This window comes from Erwinia sp. MYb416 (assembly GCF_037479575.1).
GTDB classification, from domain to species: Bacteria; Pseudomonadota; Gammaproteobacteria; order Enterobacterales; family Enterobacteriaceae; genus Erwinia; species Erwinia rhapontici.
Window position 1 is genome coordinate 180,696 of the sequence record NZ_JBBGYT010000441.1, and the last position, 20,721, is coordinate 201,416.

At 53.4% G+C, this 20,721-nt stretch carries 23 protein-coding genes; 16 read left to right on the forward strand and 7 right to left on the reverse strand.

Annotated elements, in window-relative coordinates:
* The first annotated feature begins 4 nt into the window (after positions 1–4).
* Genes WH277_RS24255 through WH277_RS24265 form a run of 3 tightly spaced genes read left to right on the forward strand, consistent with a single transcriptional unit; the run spans position 5 to position 2,011 of the window.
* Positions 5–673, forward strand: a complete 669-nt coding sequence (locus WH277_RS24255; RefSeq protein WP_133842532.1) for a DUF1120 domain-containing protein — start codon at positions 5–7, stop codon at positions 671–673.
* The gene (locus WH277_RS24260) at positions 673–1,404 is read left to right on the forward strand and encodes a fimbria/pilus chaperone family protein (RefSeq protein ID WP_133842531.1); all 732 of its coding nucleotides are present in this window, start codon (positions 673–675) and stop codon (positions 1,402–1,404) included. The genes WH277_RS24255 and WH277_RS24260 overlap by 1 nt, the downstream gene beginning before the upstream one ends.
* A gap of 52 nt (positions 1,405–1,456) precedes the next feature.
* Positions 1,457–2,011, forward strand: coding sequence for a hypothetical protein (locus WH277_RS24265; RefSeq protein WP_339507254.1), 555 nt, complete (start codon positions 1,457–1,459; stop codon positions 2,009–2,011).
* Between the two features lie 91 nt (positions 2,012–2,102).
* Here WH277_RS24265 and ppa read toward each other — a convergent pair whose 3' ends face one another.
* The 3 genes from ppa to WH277_RS24280 form a co-directional block, all read right to left on the reverse strand.
* Positions 2,103–2,633 carry an inorganic diphosphatase gene (ppa, locus tag WH277_RS24270; protein ID WP_133842529.1) on the reverse strand — a complete coding sequence of 177 codons (531 nt, stop codon included), beginning with the start codon at positions 2,631–2,633 and terminating at the stop codon, positions 2,103–2,105.
* A 155-nt stretch (positions 2,634–2,788) separates the two neighbouring features.
* Positions 2,789–3,223, reverse strand: a complete 435-nt coding sequence (locus WH277_RS24275) for a putative T6SS immunity periplasmic lipoprotein (RefSeq protein WP_133842528.1) — start codon at positions 3,221–3,223, stop codon at positions 2,789–2,791.
* A complete protein-coding gene (locus WH277_RS24280; RefSeq protein WP_339507257.1) occupies positions 3,223–3,756 on the reverse strand; it encodes a type IV secretion protein Rhs in 534 nt (177 codons plus the stop codon). Before WH277_RS24280 ends, WH277_RS24275 begins: the two co-directional genes overlap by 1 nt.
* A 436-nt stretch (positions 3,757–4,192) precedes the next feature.
* Here WH277_RS24280 and WH277_RS24285 point away from each other — a divergent pair, with 436 nt between their 5' ends.
* On the forward strand, positions 4,193–5,758 hold the full coding sequence (locus WH277_RS24285; protein ID WP_133842526.1) for a methyl-accepting chemotaxis protein: 1,566 nt from the start codon (positions 4,193–4,195) through the stop codon (positions 5,756–5,758).
* A 110-nt stretch (positions 5,759–5,868) separates the two neighbouring features.
* On the opposite strand, the gene fbp is transcribed toward WH277_RS24285, so the two are convergent.
* The gene (fbp, locus tag WH277_RS24290) at positions 5,869–6,867 is read right to left on the reverse strand and encodes a class 1 fructose-bisphosphatase (protein ID WP_133842525.1); all 999 of its coding nucleotides are present in this window, start codon (positions 6,865–6,867) and stop codon (positions 5,869–5,871) included.
* Positions 6,868–7,034: 167 nt separating this feature from the next.
* On the opposite strand from fbp, the gene mpl reads away from it, so the two are divergent.
* Positions 7,035–8,387 carry a UDP-N-acetylmuramate:L-alanyl-gamma-D-glutamyl-meso-diaminopimelate ligase gene (gene mpl, locus WH277_RS24295; protein WP_159336810.1) on the forward strand — a complete coding sequence of 451 codons (1,353 nt, stop codon included), beginning with the start codon at positions 7,035–7,037 and terminating at the stop codon, positions 8,385–8,387.
* 104 nt (positions 8,388–8,491) lie between these two features.
* Here mpl and yjgA read toward each other — a convergent pair whose 3' ends face one another.
* Complete coding sequence (gene yjgA / locus WH277_RS24300; RefSeq protein WP_133842523.1) at positions 8,492–9,037, reverse strand: ribosome biogenesis factor YjgA; 546 nt, start codon at positions 9,035–9,037, stop codon at positions 8,492–8,494.
* Positions 9,038–9,200: 163 nt separating this feature from the next.
* Between yjgA and pmbA the strand changes: the two genes are divergently transcribed.
* The 11 genes from pmbA (at position 9,201) to WH277_RS24355 (ending at position 19,257) form a co-directional block, all read left to right on the forward strand.
* Positions 9,201–10,541 (forward strand): metalloprotease PmbA, encoded by a 1,341-nt coding sequence (pmbA, locus tag WH277_RS24305; protein WP_159336811.1) that lies wholly within the window; start codon positions 9,201–9,203, stop codon positions 10,539–10,541.
* A gap of 96 nt (positions 10,542–10,637) precedes the next feature.
* Positions 10,638–11,021, forward strand: a complete 384-nt coding sequence (gene cybC, locus WH277_RS24310; protein ID WP_133842521.1) for a cytochrome b562 — start codon at positions 10,638–10,640, stop codon at positions 11,019–11,021.
* Between the two features lie 594 nt (positions 11,022–11,615).
* On the forward strand, positions 11,616–11,957 hold the full coding sequence (locus WH277_RS24315; protein ID WP_133842520.1) for a glycine dehydrogenase: 342 nt from the start codon (positions 11,616–11,618) through the stop codon (positions 11,955–11,957).
* 84 nt (positions 11,958–12,041) lie between these two features.
* Entirely contained in the window at positions 12,042–12,401 is a 360-nt protein-coding gene (locus tag WH277_RS24320; protein ID WP_133842519.1) for an SFCGS family glycine-rich protein, read from the forward strand.
* Complete coding sequence (locus WH277_RS24325) at positions 12,401–12,700, forward strand: DUF4312 family protein (protein WP_133842518.1); 300 nt, start codon at positions 12,401–12,403, stop codon at positions 12,698–12,700. Before WH277_RS24320 ends, WH277_RS24325 begins: the two co-directional genes overlap by 1 nt.
* A 92-nt stretch (positions 12,701–12,792) precedes the next feature.
* A complete protein-coding gene (locus tag WH277_RS24330) occupies positions 12,793–13,569 on the forward strand; it encodes a DUF4311 domain-containing protein (protein WP_133842517.1) in 777 nt (258 codons plus the stop codon).
* Positions 13,570–13,576: 7 nt separating this feature from the next.
* The gene (locus WH277_RS24335) at positions 13,577–14,227 is read left to right on the forward strand and encodes a DUF4310 family protein (RefSeq protein ID WP_133842516.1); all 651 of its coding nucleotides are present in this window, start codon (positions 13,577–13,579) and stop codon (positions 14,225–14,227) included.
* Positions 14,228–14,271: 44 nt separating this feature from the next.
* The gene (locus WH277_RS24340; protein WP_212815705.1) at positions 14,272–15,405 is read left to right on the forward strand and encodes an amidohydrolase/deacetylase family metallohydrolase; all 1,134 of its coding nucleotides are present in this window, start codon (positions 14,272–14,274) and stop codon (positions 15,403–15,405) included.
* A complete protein-coding gene (locus tag WH277_RS24345) occupies positions 15,389–16,510 on the forward strand; it encodes a DgaE family pyridoxal phosphate-dependent ammonia lyase (protein WP_159336940.1) in 1,122 nt (373 codons plus the stop codon). Before WH277_RS24340 ends, WH277_RS24345 begins: the two co-directional genes overlap by 17 nt.
* Entirely contained in the window at positions 16,507–17,247 is a 741-nt protein-coding gene (dagF, locus tag WH277_RS24350; RefSeq protein WP_133842514.1) for a 2-dehydro-3-deoxy-phosphogluconate aldolase, read from the forward strand. The genes WH277_RS24345 and dagF overlap by 4 nt, the downstream gene beginning before the upstream one ends.
* A gap of 99 nt (positions 17,248–17,346) precedes the next feature.
* On the forward strand, positions 17,347–19,257 hold the full coding sequence (locus WH277_RS24355; RefSeq protein WP_339507265.1) for a BglG family transcription antiterminator: 1,911 nt from the start codon (positions 17,347–17,349) through the stop codon (positions 19,255–19,257).
* 265 nt (positions 19,258–19,522) lie between these two features.
* On the opposite strand, the gene dolP is transcribed toward WH277_RS24355, so the two are convergent.
* Together dolP and diaA are read right to left on the reverse strand one after the other, a co-directional pair.
* Complete coding sequence (dolP, locus tag WH277_RS24360; RefSeq protein ID WP_133842512.1) at positions 19,523–20,095, reverse strand: division/outer membrane stress-associated lipid-binding lipoprotein; 573 nt, start codon at positions 20,093–20,095, stop codon at positions 19,523–19,525.
* Between the two features lie 10 nt (positions 20,096–20,105).
* Positions 20,106–20,696 carry a DnaA initiator-associating protein DiaA gene (gene diaA / locus WH277_RS24365; protein WP_133842511.1) on the reverse strand — a complete coding sequence of 197 codons (591 nt, stop codon included), beginning with the start codon at positions 20,694–20,696 and terminating at the stop codon, positions 20,106–20,108.
* Between the last annotated feature and the right edge of the window lie 25 nt (positions 20,697–20,721).

Sequence of the window (20,721 nt, forward strand, 5' to 3'; positions counted from 1 at the left end):
TGCAATGGAACTGAAAAGAATGCTTTCCGGTATCACCCTGCTAACGGGGATGGTGCTCAGTACTGCGGTTCCCGCCAGCACCCAGGCCACGTTGCAGATACGAGGTACTATTCAGCCCGCCTCCTGTGATATTCATTTTGATGGCGGGGGCATACTCGACTGGCAGCAGATTAGCGCTGCCAGCCTCTCATCCTCCAAATCCACCCCACTGGCGACGAAGAATATTAAGCTGAATATCAGCTGCGAAACGCCCACGCTGTTTGCCGTGAGGGCCAGAGATATCGCTGAAAAAGCCGGGGAAGCGAAGATTGACGGAAAAGCGGCGGAGACCAGTTTCAGCCTCGGAGCTACCGAAGCGGGAAAAAATATCGGTGCATACCGCATCCATACCCCGGCGGACAGGTCCATGGTGGACGGGCATCCTATGCAGAAACTCACCCTCTCGGCCGATGAAGGGAAAAGCTGGGCAGAGGCGAAGGGAAGCGTGCTGTGGAAGTATCAGGGAGAGGAGCTTGTGTCTTTCACCTCCGATATGTTGCGGGTGCCGATCCCGGCAAAAAATGTGGTCTTTGATATCAATGTCACCCCCTGGGTCGTCGCCCTTGATACCCTTGGAACATCGGATGAAGTGACGATTGCCGGCAGTGCAACCTTCGATATTGTATATCTCTGATGGCTTTCATCATCCGTAGTTGCAAATCCTGGTCTGTGGGTCAATACATACTGTGTAGCCTGCTGGCGCTGTCCATCGCACATCCGGCGGGGGCGGTGATGAAGCCTGAAACCTCTATGATCATGATTAATGAAGAGGCAGAAGGCGGAAGCCTGAACGTTACCAATACCGCAGACTACGAGGCACTGCTGTATGTGAAGGTCTACAGCCTGCCGGACGATCCCCAGCCTCAGCTGCTGGTGACCCAGCCGGTGACCAGGCTGGCAGCGGGGCAGACCCAGCGGCTACGCTTCTTACTGCACAGCCGGGGGCCGCTCAAGACCGAGCATATGAAGCGGGTGATTCTGGAAGGGATCCCACTACAAGCACTGAGCGGCAAGAATACGGTGGGCTTGAGCCTCAGGCAGGATCTCCCGATCATTATTCATCCTGCCGGTCTGCCAATGAAGTCAGATCCCTGGGAAGCATTGAAATTTTCGGAAACGAGTGGTGTGTTAACCATCGCTAACCCCAGTCGTTATGTGGTGCGGCTGTCGCAGACCGTCGTGCTGTTGCCCTCGATGAACAATATCATGCTGAGTAAAAGCTATATTCTTCCCGGCGAAACGCTGACCGTTAAGGGCCAGGATGCTGCTGCTCTGAAAAACAGCAAGCAGATCCAAATCCAGAGCCTGTCAAAATATGGCTATGTCGCGGGTTTGTTTATACAACCGCTGGAGCATCAAGGTTAATTTCTCTGCTGCATCGCCAGCTTTCAACGGGAAACACATGAAGGAACGGAAAATGGACTGTAGGAAACGTTCGCGCCCGCACCGCCGTCAAGGGATGCGTCTGATGGCGGTCAGTCTACTGCTATGTTCAGGGTGGGTTCAGGCTGAATGTCGCATCAGCACGGGCACGGGGATGCTGGATTATGGCCGGATAAATACCCAGGTCACACGAGGCCCTGATGGGAAACATCACCTGACATCGCGTGCAGCCGTATTCAGGGTGGAGTGCGATGAACCCCGGAAAATTCGACTGGCTTTCACTGACATTAGCGGCAATCAGCGGCAGTTCGCCTTTGGTCGCGACGGTGAACTTGAGGCAGACATTTCTGCGCTGATGCTGGACGATCGTGCGACGGCTTACCGCGATCTCTCTTCACTCGCAGGGCAAAAGAGTGACGTTAGCCGACAAACAGGCACGCTGCTGCCAGGAAGTGAGATCGAGATTGTCGACGCGGGGCGCCATTTAAACTTTATTGTGACGTTGCATCCTTTGTTCACGGACCAGCTCTTTTCTCTCCAGGATGATTATCGGCCGGGGAACGACATTACGGTATCGATTATCGAATAGCGGAGAAGCGGGATAAAAAAACACCGCCGTGGCGGTGTTTTTTCGGCGTCAGTGGAAGAGAATCTTCACTGGCGCGAGCTGTGCCGGAAGATTATTTCTTCGCAGCGCGCTCGAAGGAGGAAACGATTTCCGCTTTAGCGGCTTCTACGCCTTCCCAGCCGTCAACCTTAACCCATTTGCCTTTTTCCAGCGCTTTATACTGCTCGAAGAAGTGGGTGATCTGGCCGCGCAGCAGTTCTGGCAGGTCGTTCACATCCTGGATGTGCTCGTACTCTTTGCTCAGTTTGCTGTGTGGAACCGCAACAACTTTGGCATCTTCGCCAGATTCGTCGGTCATTTTCAGCACGCCAACCGGACGGCAGCGGATCACAGAGCCAGGCTGTAACGGGTAGGGTGTTGGCACCAGGACGTCAACCGGGTCACCATCCAGAGACAGGGTGTGGTTGATGTAACCGTAGTTGCACGGATAGAACATCGCTGTCGCCATGAAACGGTCAACGAACAGTGCGCCAGTCTCTTTGTCGACTTCGTATTTGATTGGAGAGGCATTTGCCGGGATCTCGATTACGACATAGATATCATCTGGCAGGTCTTTACCCGCTGGTACCAGGTTCAAGCTCATTATGAATTCCTTCAATCATCTTAGGTTGAGTGCCGGGTATTATAGCCAGGTCATCTTCAAAGTACCTTCCTTTTTCCGCCTTTCAGATTGCTCCGTGCCGGGGCATCAATGACAGTGAAATGCTGCGCTATGCGATGCCCGGCTCACGATGATGGCTAATCCTCCACGTCGGGCTGGGGTATGGAATATTCACTCGGTGCAAAGGGGTGTGGCTCACCGTTGACCATGTTGAATTCAGAGACAATATAACGGCGTCTCATCTTCTTAGTGGGTGAGCGTAAAGCGATATCAACCCGCCTGGCGCCTGAGTTCGGGAACTTGTAATACGTTTCAGGAATGCAGAGCTGATCATTAGCAATTTTTAAAGCGGGGAATTCTCTGTTGAAGCCAGACATCTCCGGTGCACGACTCTCTCTGATCACCAGATAATGAGCATAATAGTCGCTGGCATTTTTAATCTGGAAACACACTCCGGCATTTGTCAGGGACACCTGTCCGAGCTCATTGGGGGGGCTGTAATGGCCCATCCACCCGCAGCCGGTAAGAAGCGAGGCAATCAGGGCGGGAAACAGCACTTTTTTTATTGTCATCACAGGCTCCACGGAAAGGCTCGCAGCGTATATTTATACTGTTTTAGTAACTCATCATCGGATAAATCATCACTGTTAGTACAACCCCTGTTTGTTTTCCAGTAAGCACGGCCATTGAACTGCGTAAGTAGATAATAATCTCCAATAATCTGTGCCTGCTGCTCCATACCGTAAGTGCTAAGTGGCCAGCTGTCTAAAGCATATTCATACTTTGCCATCCAGCTGACCAGGCCCCGTAATTTGACCTTCATGCCGTGCTGGTACTGCCATACGTGTGACAGTTCATGGATAAAAGTATGCTGCCTTCTTATATCGGCTTTAGAAAAATCAGGGCTGTATTCATCTCGAAAGTACATTTCTCCATTGGGTGACATAGAGACTCGCTTGAGTTGCAGACCAAAAGGCAAGTAACTGCCTTTATGGATCCACACTTTCGGGTAGATGATCGTGTCGCGAAAAATTTCCTTCGCCATATTAATCTCGCCCAATGTCATCAGGCGCAGATTGCCGCCCTTAGTATCATTATCAAACATACAAATCCCTTGGCGTGTTTGTGGTTATTTCCCGTGCAGAATAGCAAATGTCTGTTTTGCTAAAAATTCTACAATCTGTGATTTATCTGTGATTTTCTTAGTGCGATGACATGACACTTGCCTGGAGTCTCTTTTCGCCACTGAACAAGATGAGGGCTGTCAAGGGATTAATTTGGTTTATTCATCATTGTTAAATCATTTCTCTGGTTTTACATGGATCTAATCCATCATCGTCTGTATTTTCCTTCAGGGTCATTTCCCTTCTGACGTTTGTCCACAATAAAAGCGTTGAAGCGCCCTTAATTCACGCTTACGGGTTCCCTGTTCTGGATCAATTTAATCTTTATTATGGTTAAAGCTGGGTAATGTTATTGCCGATAACATGGTCGATTTAGGGACCAGGAATGACCAGGCTTAACACTATCGGGAAATGATCATGCTTAAGAGAATCTCAATACGTACGGGTTTATTGGCGCTGCTTGCCATGATGACGCTGCTGCTTTTAGTGGTGAGTGTCATGGGCATTATCGCGATTCAAAAGGGCAATCGCTCACTGGATGTGATCAACCGCATTCAGGGCATTGAGTTGAACGCACTGTATATGAGTAACGGCAACCTATTGCGCACCCGCGCCACCGCGGCGCTGGCCATACGTAAAATGGAAATCGGCCTGCCGGACGAAGCGGAAAAAATAGCCACACGTTCCGCCAGTTACGTGGTTTTATCGCAGCAGGAGCTGAAACGATTCATTGATGCCGGAACCGTCACTGAACACGGCAGAATTCTGGCGGAAGCCGTAGTGGCAACCCATGAAGATTACCTGGTTAATGGCATCACGCCAATGATGGCGGCGCTGCAAAAACAGAGTGTGGATGATTACTACAGCGTTCTGGAAGGAAACCTCTCCGACCTTGCAGGCAAATTCTCTGGCGCAGTATCGGCTTTTGGTGCTTATGCCGACGACGTCAGCGCAACACAGATGGCGCAGGCCGCGCGTAACCAAACCATGATGACCGTTCTGATTCTGGTGAGCGGCGCGCTGACACTGCTGCTGGTGGCGCTGGCATGGATGATTTTGCGCATACTGCTCCTGAAGCCGCTGGATCAGGCTATCAGGCATCTTGAGCATGTGGCGGGTGGCGATCTGACGCAGCCCGTGCCGGAAAGCGGTGACAACGAGTTGGGCCGATTAAATGCCGCACTGGGAACGATGCAGCAGTCGCTACAGCATTCGGTTGGTCTGGTGCGCGATGCCAGTCTGCAAATCGATATCGGCAGCCGCGAACTCGCGTCGGGCAACCTCAATCTCTCCCAGCGAACTGAAGAGTCTGCGGCATCGCTGGAACAGACGGCGGCGAGCATGGAGCAGTTAACCGCCACGGTGAAGCAGAATGCAGATAACGCCCAACAGGCACATCTGCTGGCGCGTGCTGTTTCTGATACCGCCGATCGCGGGGCAGAAGTAGTGTGTTACGTGATGGAGAAAATGGGGGAAATCTCTAACAGCTCGCAGCGTATTGGCGACATTCTCGGTGTGATTGATGGCATCGCCTTCCAGACGAATATCCTGGCGCTGAACGCTTCTGTTGAAGCGGCACGCGCGGGTGAGCAGGGACGCGGTTTTGCCGTTGTCGCCACCGAGGTACGTAACCTGGCCCAGCGCAGTGCAACGGCGGCGAAGGAAATCCGTACGCTGATTAGTGAGTCGCAGATTCGCGTCAACGAAGGTTCTGATATGGCGACCAAAGCGGGTGAAACCATGGATGAAATCTCGACGGAAGTGATGCGAGTCACCACGTTGATGAAAGAGATCTCCAGCGCTTCGCAGGAACAGAGTCGCGGTATTGAACAGGTGAACCAGGCGGTGACGCAGATGGATGAAGTCGCGCAGCAGAATGCCGCGCTGGTGGAAGAAGCGGCCGCCGCAACGCAGTCGCTGGAAGAGCAGTCCCAGCAGCTGGTGCAAACCATGGCGGTATTTAAGGTCACTCAGGCGGCATAAATCGTTGGGGGCGGCCGCTTTTCTGGTCGTTTCCCCAAAAGAAAGGGCGGACCCGAAAAAGAAGGTCCGCCCCTACGCTTTGGTCAGTCGAAATCGTTAAATTTTACCGATTAGTTATCCGGGAACTCGCGCAGGAAACGTTCGGTATCATCGACCATATGGTCATTGCCGACGAAGAACGGCGAACGTTCATGCAGGCTTTCTGGCACCAGGTCCAGAATACGGTTTTTGCCGTCAGAGGCTTTACCGCCAGCCTGTTCCGCCAGAAACGCCATTGGATTGCACTCATACAGCAGGCGCAGCTTGCCTTTCGGGTGGCTGGCGGTGCTTGGGTAGAGGTAGATACCGCCTTTCAGCAGGTTACGGTGGAAATCTGCCACCAGCGAGCCGATGTAGCGTGAGGTATAAGGACGTTGGGTCGCGACATCCTCTTCCTGACAGAATTTCAGGTATTTCTTCACACCCTGCGGGAAGCGGATGTAGTTACCTTCGTTGATGGAATAGGTGTAGCCCTTTTCCGGGAAGGTCATACGTTCCGCGCTCAGGCAGAACACGCCCAGTGACGGGTCGTAGGTAAAGGCATGTACGCCACAGCCGGTGGTATAAACCAGCATGGTAGAGGAGCCATAAACGACGTAACCCGCGGCAACCTGCTGGCTGCCAGGCTGCAGGAAGTCTTCTTCGGTCACCGGCGTACCCGGAGGGGTGAGGCGGCGGTAAATTGAGAAAATGGTGCCGACAGAAACGTTGACATCAATATTTGAGGAGCCGTCGAGAGGATCCATCAGTACCACGTACTTGCCGTTTTCCGCGCCTTCGAAGATCACGAACTCATCTTCTTCTTCTGACGCGATACCTGCAACAATGCCACGGGCCTTCAGTGCGGCTTTGAGTTTTTCATTGGCAAACAGATCGAGCTTCATCTGTTCTTCGCCCTGAATATTTTCAGCGCCGCTGGCACCCAGAATATCGACCAGGCCTGCTTTGTTAATATCGCGGTGGATAATCTTAGCGCCCAGTTTGATCGCGGAGATCAAAGCGGTCAGTTCACCTGTTGCGTGCGGAAAGTCGTGTTGCTTCTCGACGATAAATTCGCCTAACGTTTTCATAACACAATCCCTGAATCTGCGGTTGAGTAGCAGCTTGATTCACAAACTGCCAACGTATGCGTACGCAGTTTAGCCGATTGAACGCTAAAGAACATAGGGCAAATCCGTTTCTTCCGCACGATGGGGGCGTTACACTAAGGCCGAACATTTTACGAAACGGACCTTTTATGCGTATTCATATCCTCGGTATCTGCGGCACCTTTATGGGTGGACTGGCGATGCTGGCCCGCGCGCTCGGCCATGAAGTGACCGGCTCTGATGCTAACGTTTACCCGCCAATGAGCACGTTGTTGGAGAAGCAGGGTATTGATTTAATTCAGGGTTATGATGCTTCTCAGCTCGATCCTGCACCGGACCTGGTGATCATCGGTAACGCGATGACCCGCGGTAATCCCTGTGTGGAAGCGGTGCTGGAGCGCAATATTCCTTATCTCTCTGGCCCACAGTGGCTGCATGACTTCGTCCTGCGCGACCGCTGGGTGATTGCGGTCGCCGGAACCCACGGAAAAACCACCACAGCGGGCATGGCAGCGTGGATTTTACAGGCCTGCGGCTATGAACCCGGTTTTGTCATCGGTGGGGTGCCTGGAAATTTTGATGTTTCCGCGAATTTAGGAAAAAGCCCATTCTTTGTGATTGAGGCGGATGAGTACGACTGCGCGTTCTTCGATAAGCGCTCGAAGTTTGTTCATTACTGCCCGCGTACCCTGATTCTGAACAACCTCGAGTTCGATCATGCCGATATTTTTGACGATCTGCGTGCTATTCAGAAACAGTTTCATCATCTGGTCCGCATCGTGCCAGGCCAGGGAAAAATTATCCTGCCAGAGCATGATGCTAACCTGAAACAGGTGATCGCGATGGGCTGCTGGAGTGAACAGGAAACCGTGGGCGACACCGGCCACTGGCAGGCGAAGAAACTCTCTACGGATGCCTCACACTGGGAAGTGCTGCTGGACGGCGAGCGCGTGGCAGAAGTGAACTGGTCGCTGGTGGGGGAGCACAACATGCATAACGGCATGATGGCCATTGCCGCTGCACGTCATGTTGGCGTGAAGCCCGAAGATGCGGGGCGTGCGCTGAATGACTTTATCAATGCCCGCCGTCGTCTGGAGCTGCGTGGAGAGAGTAACGGCATTAAGGTCTACGATGACTTTGCCCATCACCCAACGGCTATCCTCGCTACGCTGGCGGCGCTGCGCGGCAAAGTCGGCGGCACTGCGCGCATTCTGGCGGTGCTGGAACCCCGTTCGAATACCATGAAAATGGGCATCAGCAAGGACGATTTAGCCCCGGCGCTGGGGCGTGCTGATGAAGTGTTCCTTTATCAGCCGCACCACATTCCGTGGCAGGTTGCCGAAGTGGCCGAGGCCTGCATTCAGCCGGCGCAGTGGAGTGCGGATCTCGATACACTGATAGAAATGATCGCTAAAAAGGCCCAGCCGGGCGATACCATCCTGGTCATGAGTAATGGCGGTTTTGGTGGGATTCATCAGAAATTGTTAGATCGATTGGCGTAATATGCATTGGGCGAGGCATGCCTCGCCCTACGCGCCTGTGGTGGGCATGCCTATGCCTTTGCGTAGGGGTCGGGCACGCCCGCCCTGATACTCACAGCAATACGTTACGACGCTTCGGCCAGCTCACGCAGATACTGGAAGATCTGGCGATAAGCTTTCGGCGGTTTGTTGGTCGCTTTCTCTTTCTGCGCGTTACGGATCATCGCACGCAGCTGCTGGCGGTCGGCATGAGGATAGAGGTTCAGCACCTCTGGCACCGCATCATCACCTTGCTCCACCAGACGGTCACGCAGCACTTCCAGTTTATGGAACAGTGCGACCTGCTGGTTGTGGCGGTTCTTCAGCTTATCCAGTGCCGTACGGATCGGCTCTTCATCACGTGAACGCAGCATTTTACCGATCAGCTGCATCTGGCGGCGGCGGCCTTCTTTCTTAATCTTCTGTGCCAGTTCAATGGCGGCACGCAGATCTTCATCCAGTGGGATTTTGTCCAGGGAGTTTTTCCCCAGTTCCACCAGTTCAGCGCCAAGGCGTTTTAGCTCCTCGGCATCACGTTTAATCTCACTTTTACTGACCCAGATAATCTCATCATCTTCTTCTTCTTCGTTATCTGGTACATCATCGAGCCAGTCGTCGGGCTGCTTGGTCATTGGTACGGCTCCTGAAAAAGAGGCTAATGCTATCAGGTTACGAGGCTACTGCGAAATTGTTCTCTGAGTCTGTTAGACTCAAATGAAGCCTTATCACCCTGGTGTGGTTATGCCAGCGCGGTAAGCCACCGAAAAATCGCACTATTAATTATATGGCAGGTCGATGAAATTACTCTCCCAAGTTGCAGAACAGCGTAAAACCCTGGAACAGGCGATAGCGACAGCACTCGAACTGGCAAAGGCCAGCAGCGACGGAGCAGAAGTCGCGGTAACCAAAACCACCGGCATCAGCGTGAGTACGCGCTATGGCGAAGTGGAAAATGTTGAATTCAACAGCGATGGTGCCCTGGGCATCACTGTTTATCATCAGAATCGTAAAGGCAGCGCCTCTTCAACTGACCTCAGCCCGGACGCGATAAAGCGCACCGTGCAGGCCGCGCTGGACATTGCCCGCTACACCTCTCCCGATCCTTACGCGGGTGTGGCCGACCGTGAGCTACTGGCGTTTGATGCGCCGGATCTCGATCTGTTTCACCCTGCTGAGATCGATGCCGATCGCGCTATCGAACTGGCGGCTCGCGCCGAGCAGGCCTCACTGAAAGCGGATAAGCGTATTACCAACACCGAAGGCGGCAGCTTTAACAGCCACGTCGGGATTAAAGTGTTCGGTAACAGCCACGGGATGCTGCAAGGCTATTGCTCCAGCCGCCATTCGCTTTCCAGCTGTGTGATCGCGGAAGAAAACGGGGATATGGAGCGCGATTACGCTTACACCATTGGTCGTGCCATTGAAGACCTGAAGTCACCGGAAGCCGTGGGCGAAGAGTGTGCCCGTCGCACCCTGTCACGTCTTTCTCCACGCAAGCTGTCGACAATGAAAGCGCCGGTGATGTTTGCTGCCGAAGTCGCAACAGGCTTATTCGGTCATCTGGTAGGCGCGATCAGCGGTGGCAGTGTTTATCGTAAATCGACGTTCCTGCTTGATTCCCTGGGTGAGCAAATCCTGCCGGAGTGGCTGACCATTGAAGAACATCCGCATCTGCTGAAAGGCCTGGCCTCTACGCCGTTTGATAGCGAAGGTATCCGTACCCAGCGCCGCGACATTATCAAAGAGGGTGTGTTGCAGAACTGGCTGCTGACCAGCTACTCCGCCCGCAAACTGGGGCTGCAAAGCACCGGACATGCTGGTGGTATTCATAACTGGCGCATCGCCGGACAGGGCCATAGCTTCGACGCAATGCTAAAACAGCTCGGCACCGGGCTGTTGGTGACCGAGCTGATGGGGCAGGGCGTGAGTGGTATCACGGGGGATTACTCTCGCGGAGCATCGGGTTTCTGGGTGGAAAATGGCGTGATCCAGTATCCGGTCAGTGAAATTACCATTGCCGGTAACCTGAAAGACATGTGGCGCAATATGGTCAGCATCGGTAGCGACATTGAAACGCGTAGCAATATCCAGTGTGGATCCGTTCTGTTACCAGAAATGAAGATCGCAGGGCAGTAATTTACAGATTTACGCGTATGCTGAAAAGGCGGCTGTGAAAACAGCCGCCTTTTTTAATGCCTGAATGATACCCATTTATAAAAAATAGGATCTGAGATGCGTAAGTTATTGATTGCAATGTTGAGTACGACCCTGATGTTAAGTGCCTCGGTGATGGCACAGGACCTGGAAGGCGATATGGATATCCTGAAAGGCGCTTATCGCACGGTACAAAAGACCGATGATAAGGCGGAAATGGTCAGAGCATTAACCGATATGCGTGCTGCCGCTGAGAATGCGAAAACTCAGACGCCGGATAAGTTAAAAGGCCAGGCGGCCGACAGTGCTGGAATGAAAGATTATCGTGCAGAACTGGACACACTGATTGGCCAGATTGATACCAGTCTGAAACTGGCAAACGGCGGTGATCTGGCAGGCGCAAAGGAAGAAGCGAAGACATTCTCCGCTACCCGAGATGCCGGTCATAAGAAGTTTCGTTGATCACACAACCCTGATCAAAAACGTTTAGCTTGAACCTGAGAGGCGATGAATAAACCCATCGCCTTTTTTCGTAAAATAGCTGAGTGAAAACACTGTAGATAATGAGAATATCTCGCGATTTTTTCTTGTTCAGAATCTTTCTCTGACTTCCCTTGTCAGGCAGATAAACGCGAGAGTTTTCACCATGAAAAGTGATCTATAATATTTTCGATTATTAATACCCTGATAATTGAGTTGCGAAAAACTGGTAAACCCGCAAATCCCGGGAACATAAAAATTTATGTGGCAGGGAGGCGCGGGTGTTATCTTTTTTATTCTCCGCCTGGTATTTCGTCATAAGTTTTACTTCTATTTCTGTGATTATTGATATGTTTTTCCCCGTATATATCCCTTTGCCTGCGTTTATTAAGCAGGTAACGCTGTTTTTTTGTGATTTACATCTCAATTTAACGGTGTTCGTGCACGTTTCAACGTTTTTGCGACATCAATCCGGCGTCATCTGTTTATTTCCGTTTCAATGTGGAAAAAGTCGTTCTACACAGAAAGGTAACGTAGAGGTAATTTATTCCCATCGTTAATTAAGAGGGGACGAACGTGAGTAATGGAATAGCGCCAGTGAACGCGGTAACAGAACAGGATAATGAAATTCAGTCGCTGGCTGCGCGGGTGATGACACAAATTACCGAACTTTTTGCCGCCCGAAATATTCAACCTAATCCTGTTCAGCAGCAGATGCTCACCTCCCATGTGCGTGCGATGGCACTGCGTTCTCTCACCGGAGAAGCGCTGCCAGAAGTGGAAGAAGAACTGTTTGAGGATATCTCGCCAGAGTCAATGACGCTGGCACAGCAGGTTGTTGATTTGTTCGGTAACCTGCCGAAAGAAGAGGCCTGGCTACTCTCCGTTCATTTCGAAGTAGCCAAAGAAAACGAATAAACCTGGGGTCGGACATGCCGACCCCTACGACAATCCGTAGGGGCGGGGCATGCCCCGCCCGTTGCAACCAATAAGGAATACAACATGTCTCAAATTATCGTCGTGATTGGCGACCGTTTAGGTAAAGGCCAGAAAGTCGCTGCCGGAATCGAAAAAGCCGGCGGCAAAGCGATTGTAGTACCGGGTGTTGCGGCAGACATGAAGTTGGGTGATGTCATGAAGGCGGAAAACGCCACTTTCGGCATCTCCTTCTGTGGCAGCGGCGGCGCGGGTGCCATCACTGCTCAGAATAAATATGGCTACAAAGCTAAGCATGGAATGCGCTCCATTGATGAAGGTGTGACCGCCATCAACGAAGGTGCCACGGTACTCGGCTTCGGCTTTATGGATAAAGAAGAGTTGGGTGAGCGTCTGGTGCTGGCGTGGCAGAAGAAGCACGGCTGATGAAAGAGCAATTCACCACCACGGTGAGCGTTAGCGGTAAGGGCGACAGCAAAGGAAAAGCCTTTGCCGATGCCCTTAGCCGGGTACAAAACACGGTACTGAAATCCACCAGCAAAATTCTTCTGCGTATTGAGCCGGTGGATGTGAAGGTGCTGCAGGCCAGTGTTCGCACCAAAACGGAAAAGTTTCTGTTCTTCTTTCTGGCGCGTGAACGGCGGCTCTACAGCGTCGATCTGGAGATCACCGTCAACGTGGTGGTGGTGGATACAGACAACGTGGATTTCATCGTTTCCCACTAAAAAAACATCAGGGCGCATACACCTCCACGCATTCAGATGCGGTAGTCCGTCTACCGCCTGAGGCGAAGGGGTTATAACAAAAGGAAAGACCGATGTTCCTCATTATCTTATTTAAGTCATTGATTATCGGCGGACTTGTCGGTGTTGGTGTGGGCGCAGGCGCAGCACGCATGTTTCATGCCCCGACCACACAGGGCATGGGCGCTTTTCGTACATTGGGCGAACTGAACTCCTGTGAGGGCGATCCTGCCTCCCACTTCTCTTTCGGCCTCGGCTTCTTCTTTAATGCCTGGGCATCGTCTGTGGCGGCGGGTTCTTTTACTCAGGACGTTGACCACCGCATTATCCCTAACTGGGGGGCCGCGGCACTGATGGTCAAGAACCGCAACGTGGCAGACACCCTGCACAACCCGAAGAAAATGGCGATCGCCTGCGGCATCATCGGCATGATCGTGGTGGCGTTCCTGAACTCAACGGCGTCAGCAGTACCGGCAGCCTTGCAGGTGACGGCAGTGAAGGTGCTGGTACCTGCGGCTAACCTGCTGGTCAATACGGTCATGCCCGTGATCTTCTGGCTGGCGGCGATTGATGCCGGTAAAAAGTCCGGTTTCTGGGCCACCATTTTTGGTGGACTGGCGCAGCTAATCATGGGGAATGCGGTACCGGGCCTGGTACTGGGCATCCTGATTGGCAAAGGGGTTGAAGAAGCGGGCTGGAACCGTGTGACCAAGGTGATGATGATGGCCATCGTCCTGCTGTTCGTGCTAAGCGGGTTCTTCCGCGGCTTTGATATGAAGCTGCTGGAGTCCTTCCATCTGGGTGTGCCTGGCTGGCTGGATATGATCCACAACTCCCTGAGCGGTAAATAAGAGGACGATGGTAATGGAAAATACAAAAAGTGGTTTCTGGTATGCCGACTGGTCGTTTCCGATCTTTGTCGGGCTGCTCTCTTCTGGTGTGTTCGCCGGTACGCATATGTATTACGTCTACGGGCTGGGTGCTTTCAACGAAGTGGCCTTCGTCTCCATGCTGCGTGCGGGAATGGAAACTGGCGTTTACGGTGCGGTAGCGGCCTTCGGTGCCAGCTTCCTGTTTGCACGCATTATTGAAGGATCGCTGGTGGGGATCCTCGATATTGGTGGCGCGATCCAGACCGGGATCGGCCTGGGCGTGCCTGCGCTGCTGCTGGGGGCCGGGTTTATCTTCCCGGTAGCAAACTTTGCCGCCTCGCTGGTAACCGGCCTGGCGCTGGGCCTGGCAGTGGGATACCTGATTATTCTCGCGCGTAAATTTACCATCAACAACAGCGACTCGACCTACGGCGCTGACGTGATGATGGGCGCGGGCAACACCTCTGGCCGCTTCCTCGGTCCGTTAATTATCTTGTCTGCGATGGCGGCATCGATTCCCATTGGGCTGGGTGCGCTGGTGGGATCGTTGCTGTTCTACCTGTGGAACAAGCCGATTACCGGTGGCGCAATCCTGGGGGCGATGGCGCTGGGAGCGATCTTCCCGGTCGCGCTGTAACTAACCCGCGTGGCGGCGGGATGTCGCCACGCTGAGGAGTCTGCATGTTTGATCTGATTATTCGGCGGGGCCGTCTCAGCGATGGCACCCTCAGTGATGTCGCCATTCACGACGGCAAAATTGCAGCCGTTGGCCTGGTCGCAGGTCCGGCGAAACGTGAGTGGGATCTTGCCGGGCGTTACTGGCTGAGTGCGGGCTGGATTGACTCGCACGTTCACTGCTACCCAAAATCGCCGATTTACCATGATGAAGCCGATCGCATTGGTGTGGACACGGGCGTCACGACGGTGGTGGATGCGGGCAGTACCGGCGCAGATGATATCGATGATTTCTATCAACTCACCCGCAGCGCCAGCACCCGTGTTTATGCGCTGCTCAACATCGCCCGTAGTGGCATTCTGACGCAGAATGAACTGGCGGATATGGCGCGTATTGACGGGCCTGCGGTACGCGCAGCGGTACAGCGTCTGCCGGGTTTTATCCTGGGTTTGAAAGCCCGTATCAGCAGCAGTGTGGTGGAACAAAATGGTATCAAGCCGCTGGAACGTGCCAAAGCGATGCAGCAGGAGAACGGCCAACTGCCGCTCATGGTCCATATCGGTAACAACCCGCCGAACCTCGATGATATCGCCGATTTGTTGACCTCCGGCGACATGATTACCCACTGCTATAACGGCAAACCGAATCGTATTCTTACGGCGGAAGGGCAGCTTCGCGCGTCGATTACCCGTGCGTTGCAGCGCGGTGTACGGCTGGATGTTGGGCATGGCTCTGCCAGCTTCAGTTTTGAGGTGGCACAGGTCGCCATCGGCCAGGGCATTTTACCGCACACCATCAGCTCGGATATCTACTGCCGCAACCGCCTTAACGGTCCGGTGTATTCCCTCGCGCATGTGATGTCCAAATTCTTAAACATCGGTATGACGCTGACACAGGTAATTGATTGTGTCACCTGCCATGCCGCCGATGGGCTGCGGCTCAATGGAAAAGGACGGCTGGTGCCGGGACTGGATGCCGATCTGACCATTTTTGACGTGAAACAGGAAACCTGCCTGTTCAGTGATTCTGACGGACAAACCCTGTCTGGCGAAACACACCTGGTGCCGCTGGCTGCTGTGGTGAGCGGGCAGGCATTCGTGACTAACGAAGGGAAAAAACGTGATGATTTCAGTGTATGAAAAATATGGCTTAAAGCAGGTGATTAACGCCTCTGGCCGCATGACCATTCTCGGTGTGTCGACCCCGAGCGCGGATGTGGTGGAGACGGTAAATTATGGTCTGAATCACTACTTCGAAATGAAAGATCTGGTCAACAAAACCGGTGCTTACATTGCCGGCCTGTTGGGTTGTGAAGCGGCAGTTGTGGTCTCCTGCGCGTCAGCGGGTATTGCGCAATCTGTGGCGGCGGTGATCGTGAAAGATAACGACTGGCTGTTGGAAAACCTCCATGCCGCGCCGCTGACCGTGCCGCATGACATCGTGCTGCCAAAGGGCCATAACGTGAACTTCGGCGCGCCCGTGGGCACGATGGTCACACTGGGAGGTGGCCGCCTTGTGGAAGCAGGCTACGCCAACGAATGTTCGCCTGAACAGCTCTCGGCGGCCATCACGCCGCAAACAGCCGCCATTCTCTACATCAAATCGCACCACAGCGTGCAGAAAAGCCATCTCAGCGTCGAACAGGCAGCGGTAGTGGCTCGGAAACACGGCGTTCCACTGATCGTGGATGCTGCTGCCGAAGAAGACTTGCAGGCATATTACGCACTGGGGGCAGACCTGGTGATCTACAGCGGCGCCAAAGCGATTGAAGGGCCTACCAGCGGGCTGGTAACAGGAAAAACGCAGTACGTCGAATGGGTAAAACGTCAGTCGCAGGGCATTGGTCGCGCGATGAAAGTCGGCAAAGAGGGCATCCTGGGACTGACTCAGGCGATTGAAAATTTCCAGCGTCTGGAGAAAGTAACAGGGGCGCAGATGGTAGAAAAAATGACGCCATTTATCGACAACCTGAATCAGCTGTCCGGAATTCAGGCTCGCGTGGTGTGGGATGCGGCCGGGCGTGATATTGCCCGTGCTGAGATTCATTTTGACGAAGCGACTATCGGGCGTACTACGGGCGAAGTGGTCCAGGCACTTAAAACCGGCGATATCGCCATCTATTTCCGTGGCTACAAAGCTAACGAAGGGATTGTCGAAGTAGACGTGCGCAGCGTGTCTGCGGATCAGCTGCACACCATTTTTGTCTGTATTCAGACGCTGTTAATCAGGGAGAAACGCGCATGACGCTGACACCAAAATTTTACCGTGATCGGGTATGCCTGAATGTACTGGCCGGATCAAAACAGAACGCCCGTGATATCTGGGTGGCGGCCGAAGGCCACGTGCTGGTAGGCGTGCTGTCGAAAAACTATCTTGATGTCGCGACTGCCGTGGCGGACATGCGTGAGTATGCCGCGCTGATCGATAACGCGCTGTCCGTCGGTCTGGGGGCGGGCGACCCGAATCAGTCGCTGATGGTGAGTGCCATCTCCGCTGAAGTGCAGCCGCAGCATGTTAATCAAGTCTTTACCGGCGTCGGTACCAGCCGCGCGCTGCTGGGACAGGCACAGACCGTGGTGAATGGCCTGGTGTCGCCAACCGGCCAACCGGGAAAGGTGAAGATCTCTACCGGACCACTAAGTTCACAGAGGGCAGACGGGATTGTTCCGGTCGCCTCCGCGATTGCTATGCTGAAGGATATGGGCGGAAGCTCAGTGAAGTATTTCCCGATGGGCGGGCTGAAAGCTATCGACGAGTTTAAAGCGGTGGCAGAAGCCTGTGCAGAGCAGGATTTCTGGCTGGAACCCACGGGCGGTATTGATCTGGACAACTATGAGACGATTTTGCGTGTCGCGCTGGATGCCGGTGTCAGCAAAATTATTCCGCATATCTACAGCTCCATTATTGATAGCCCCACCGGGCTGACCCGTCCGGAAGATGTGGCAACACTGTTGGCATTAACCAAAAAGTTAGTGGATTAATCTCGTCCTTACACCCCGGCCTGTGCCGGGGTGTACTATTTTTTCTTCGAAAAATAAGTTAGTTTTCCTTTTGTTGAACAGCTTAAAAGTGGTGCCCCCGTGAGATTCCCTAACCAACGACTGGCTCAGTTGTTTGATTTGCTGCAAAACGAAACGCTGCCGCAGGATGAGCTGGCGCGACGTTTCGCTGTCTCGACACGCACGGTGCGTACCGATATCAATGTTCTCAATGAACTGCTGGCCGAGCATGGCGCCAGCCTGGTGCTGAATCGCGGTGCGGGTTATCAGCTAAAAATTGAGGATCTGCCGCGTTATACCGCATTGCTGCAGCAGTCACCTTCCCATCTGCGCGTTCCACGCACCTCACCGGAACGTGTGCACTACCTGCTCACGCGCTTTCTGACGTCGGCGTTTTCCCTGAAACTGGAAGATCTGGCCGATGAGTGGTTTGTCAGCCGTACCACGCTGCAAAGTGATATGGCCGAAGTCAGAGAATGGCTGGCGCGCTATCAACTGGCGATTGAAACCAAACCACGTTACGGCATGAAGCTATTCGGGAAGGAGGTAGCGATGCGCACCTGCCTGACGGACCTGCTGTACCAGATTGCGCAGGAGGACATCGACAGCCCGCTGTTAAGGCTGGAGGCGTTGAACAGCGGTATGCTCGATACACTGCAACCGCTGCTGCAACAGTGTCTCTCCCGGTTTACGATTCGTCTGACCGATGAGGGTGAGTTTTATCTGCGCCTTTACTGTGCCGTGGCGGTGCGTCGAATTGGCGAAGGCTACCCGCTGACTGAATTCTCTGCAGAAGATGTTGATGGCGACGTGCGTGACGCGGCGCGCCATATCGTGAATCTGATGAGACCGATGACGGGTAAAGCGATCTCTCCGGCAGAAGAGGCCTTTTTGCGAGTGAATATCGCTGCCCGTCGGGTTGAGGACAGTGTGGCCAGCGTGATCAGCCCGGATGACGGTGACTCGCTGGTGGACTACATCCTGAGTTACATCAACACTCATTACAACTTCAACCTGCAAAACGATCCGCAACTCCATGCCGATCTTCTGACGCATATAAAAACGATGATCACCCGTGTGCGTTACCAGATCCAGATCCCTAACCCATTGTTGTCGAATATTAAACAGCACTATCCAATGGCCTGGGATGTAACGCTGGCGGCAGTCTCCAGCTGGGGGAAATATTCACCGTATATCATCAGTGAAAATGAGATCGGCTTCCTGGTGCTGCATATTGGCGTTGGGCTGGAACGCCACTACAACGTGGGCTATCAGCGCCATCCGCAGATCCTGCTGGTGTGCGATACCGGCAACTCCACCGTGCGTATGATCGAAGCCATGCTGCTGCGGAAATATCCACAAATCGTTGTGAGTAACACCCTCTCGCTGCGTGAATATGAATTGAAAGAGAACGTGGAGGAAGACTTTGTGATCTCCACGGTACGCCTCAGCGATAAAGATAAGCCGGTTGTGGTGATGTCACCGTTTCCTACTGACTACCAGCTTGAACAGATTGGCAAGCTGGTGCTGCTCGATCGCACCCGGCCTTATATGCTGGAGCGTTTCTTTGATGCCAGCCACTTTCTTATTCTTGACCGCCCGATGGATCGTTCTGAGCTGTTCCGCCAGTTATGCGATCGGCTGGAAGAAGAAGGGAGAGTGGATGAGACGTTTTACCCATCAGTGGAGGAGCGTGAAGCGATTGTCAGTACCATGCTGGGTGAGGGGATTGCGTTGCCGCACTCGCTTGGATTGCTGGCGAAGAAAACCTGCGTTTACACGGTGCTTGCTCCCGAGGGCATTGCCTGGGGCGATGAAACCGCCTACGTGATTTTCCTGCTGGCGATCAGCAAAACAGAGTATGAAGAGGCGATGGCCATTTACGACCTGTTTGTGACTTTTATGCGCGAGCGGGCGATGACACGACTTCGGGATAGCAAAGACTTTGCCAGTTTCAAAGCGGTAGCGATGGACTGCTTAAGCAGGTTGTAATGCGGTGGGAGCGGGTCGGGCATGCCCGCCCCCTACGAATATCAACGTGGATGGCGCAGGCCTTGTGGCGACCTCTACGAATACCAACGCGGATGGTACTGGTTTTGTGGCGACCTCTACGAATACTAACGCGGATGGTGCTGGTTTTGTGGCGCCCCCTACGAATATCAACGCGGATGGTGCTGGTTTTGTGGCGACCATTACGAATACCAACGCGGATTACTGTTTAGTAGGGGTCAGGCATGCCTGACCCTTTCCAGCATGCTTATTTCAGAATTGTAAACGCGGTGGTGACGTGGGTCACGCCGCTCACCCGGCTGGCGATATCTGCCGCCGCTTTTGCTTCCGAATCGGTCACCAGACCCAGCAGGAACACTTCGCCGTTCTCGGTAGTCACTTTCACGTTTGAGGATTTCACCTGATCGCTACCCAGCAACTGGGAGCGCACTTTGGTGGTGATCCAGGTATCTGAAGATGCCGTGCCAAAGCTCACCTTGCTACCGGTGCGGATCTCGTTATACACCTCGGTTGCACCATCAACACCGACGGCGATCTGTTTCGCGCGTGATGCCAGGTCGCTGCTCGGTGCCTGACCCGTCAGCAGCACTTTGCCCTGATAGGCGGTGGCAACAATGTGAGTGTTTTGTTTAATCTGTTCGTCTTTGGATAACGCGTTGGTCACACGAAGTTCTAAGGTGCCATCATCCACCTGAGTTCCTACGGAACGGGGATCGGTTGCACCTTTCGTGGCGACCGCCGCAGTGCCGACAACCGCAGCCACACAGCCCTGTAACATCAACGCGGTAAGGATAACTGCACATGCAGATAATGCCTTCATTTAAGCTCCTTTAAACATCCTGGTGGGGAAACAAAGTGTTATCTATTAAATCGCACAGACAATTCACGGTTAACATATGCATTTCCTGAATTCTCGCGCTGCGATGCGAGGGGATACGAATCTCCACATCCTGTGGTCCTAGCAGACCGGCGAGTTCACCGCCGTCGTAGCCGGTCAGCGCAATAATCGTCATATCACGCGTGACCGCTGCCTCTACGGCTTTGACAATATCACGGCTGTTGCCGCGGGTTGATATGGCCAACAAAATATCACCAGCGTGGCCCAACGCGCGCACCTGCTTCGCATAAATCTCTTCGTGCAGGCGATCATTACCAATCGCTGTCAGCAGCACATTATCAGCGCTAAGGGCGATGGCAGGCAGGCTCGGACGCTCAGTTTCAAAACGGTTGATCATGCTGGCAGCAAAATGCTGGGCATTGGCGCTGGAGGTTCCGTTGCCACAGCTCAGGATTTTGTTGCCATTCAGCAGCGACTGCACCATGGTCATCGCCGCGCGTGCTATGGCATCCGGCAGCGCTTCTGCCGCTGCGATTTGCGTTTGAATACTTTCGGTAAAACAGACTTTAATTCTTTCCAGCACGTCATTCACCTGGTTAGTTTAGCCT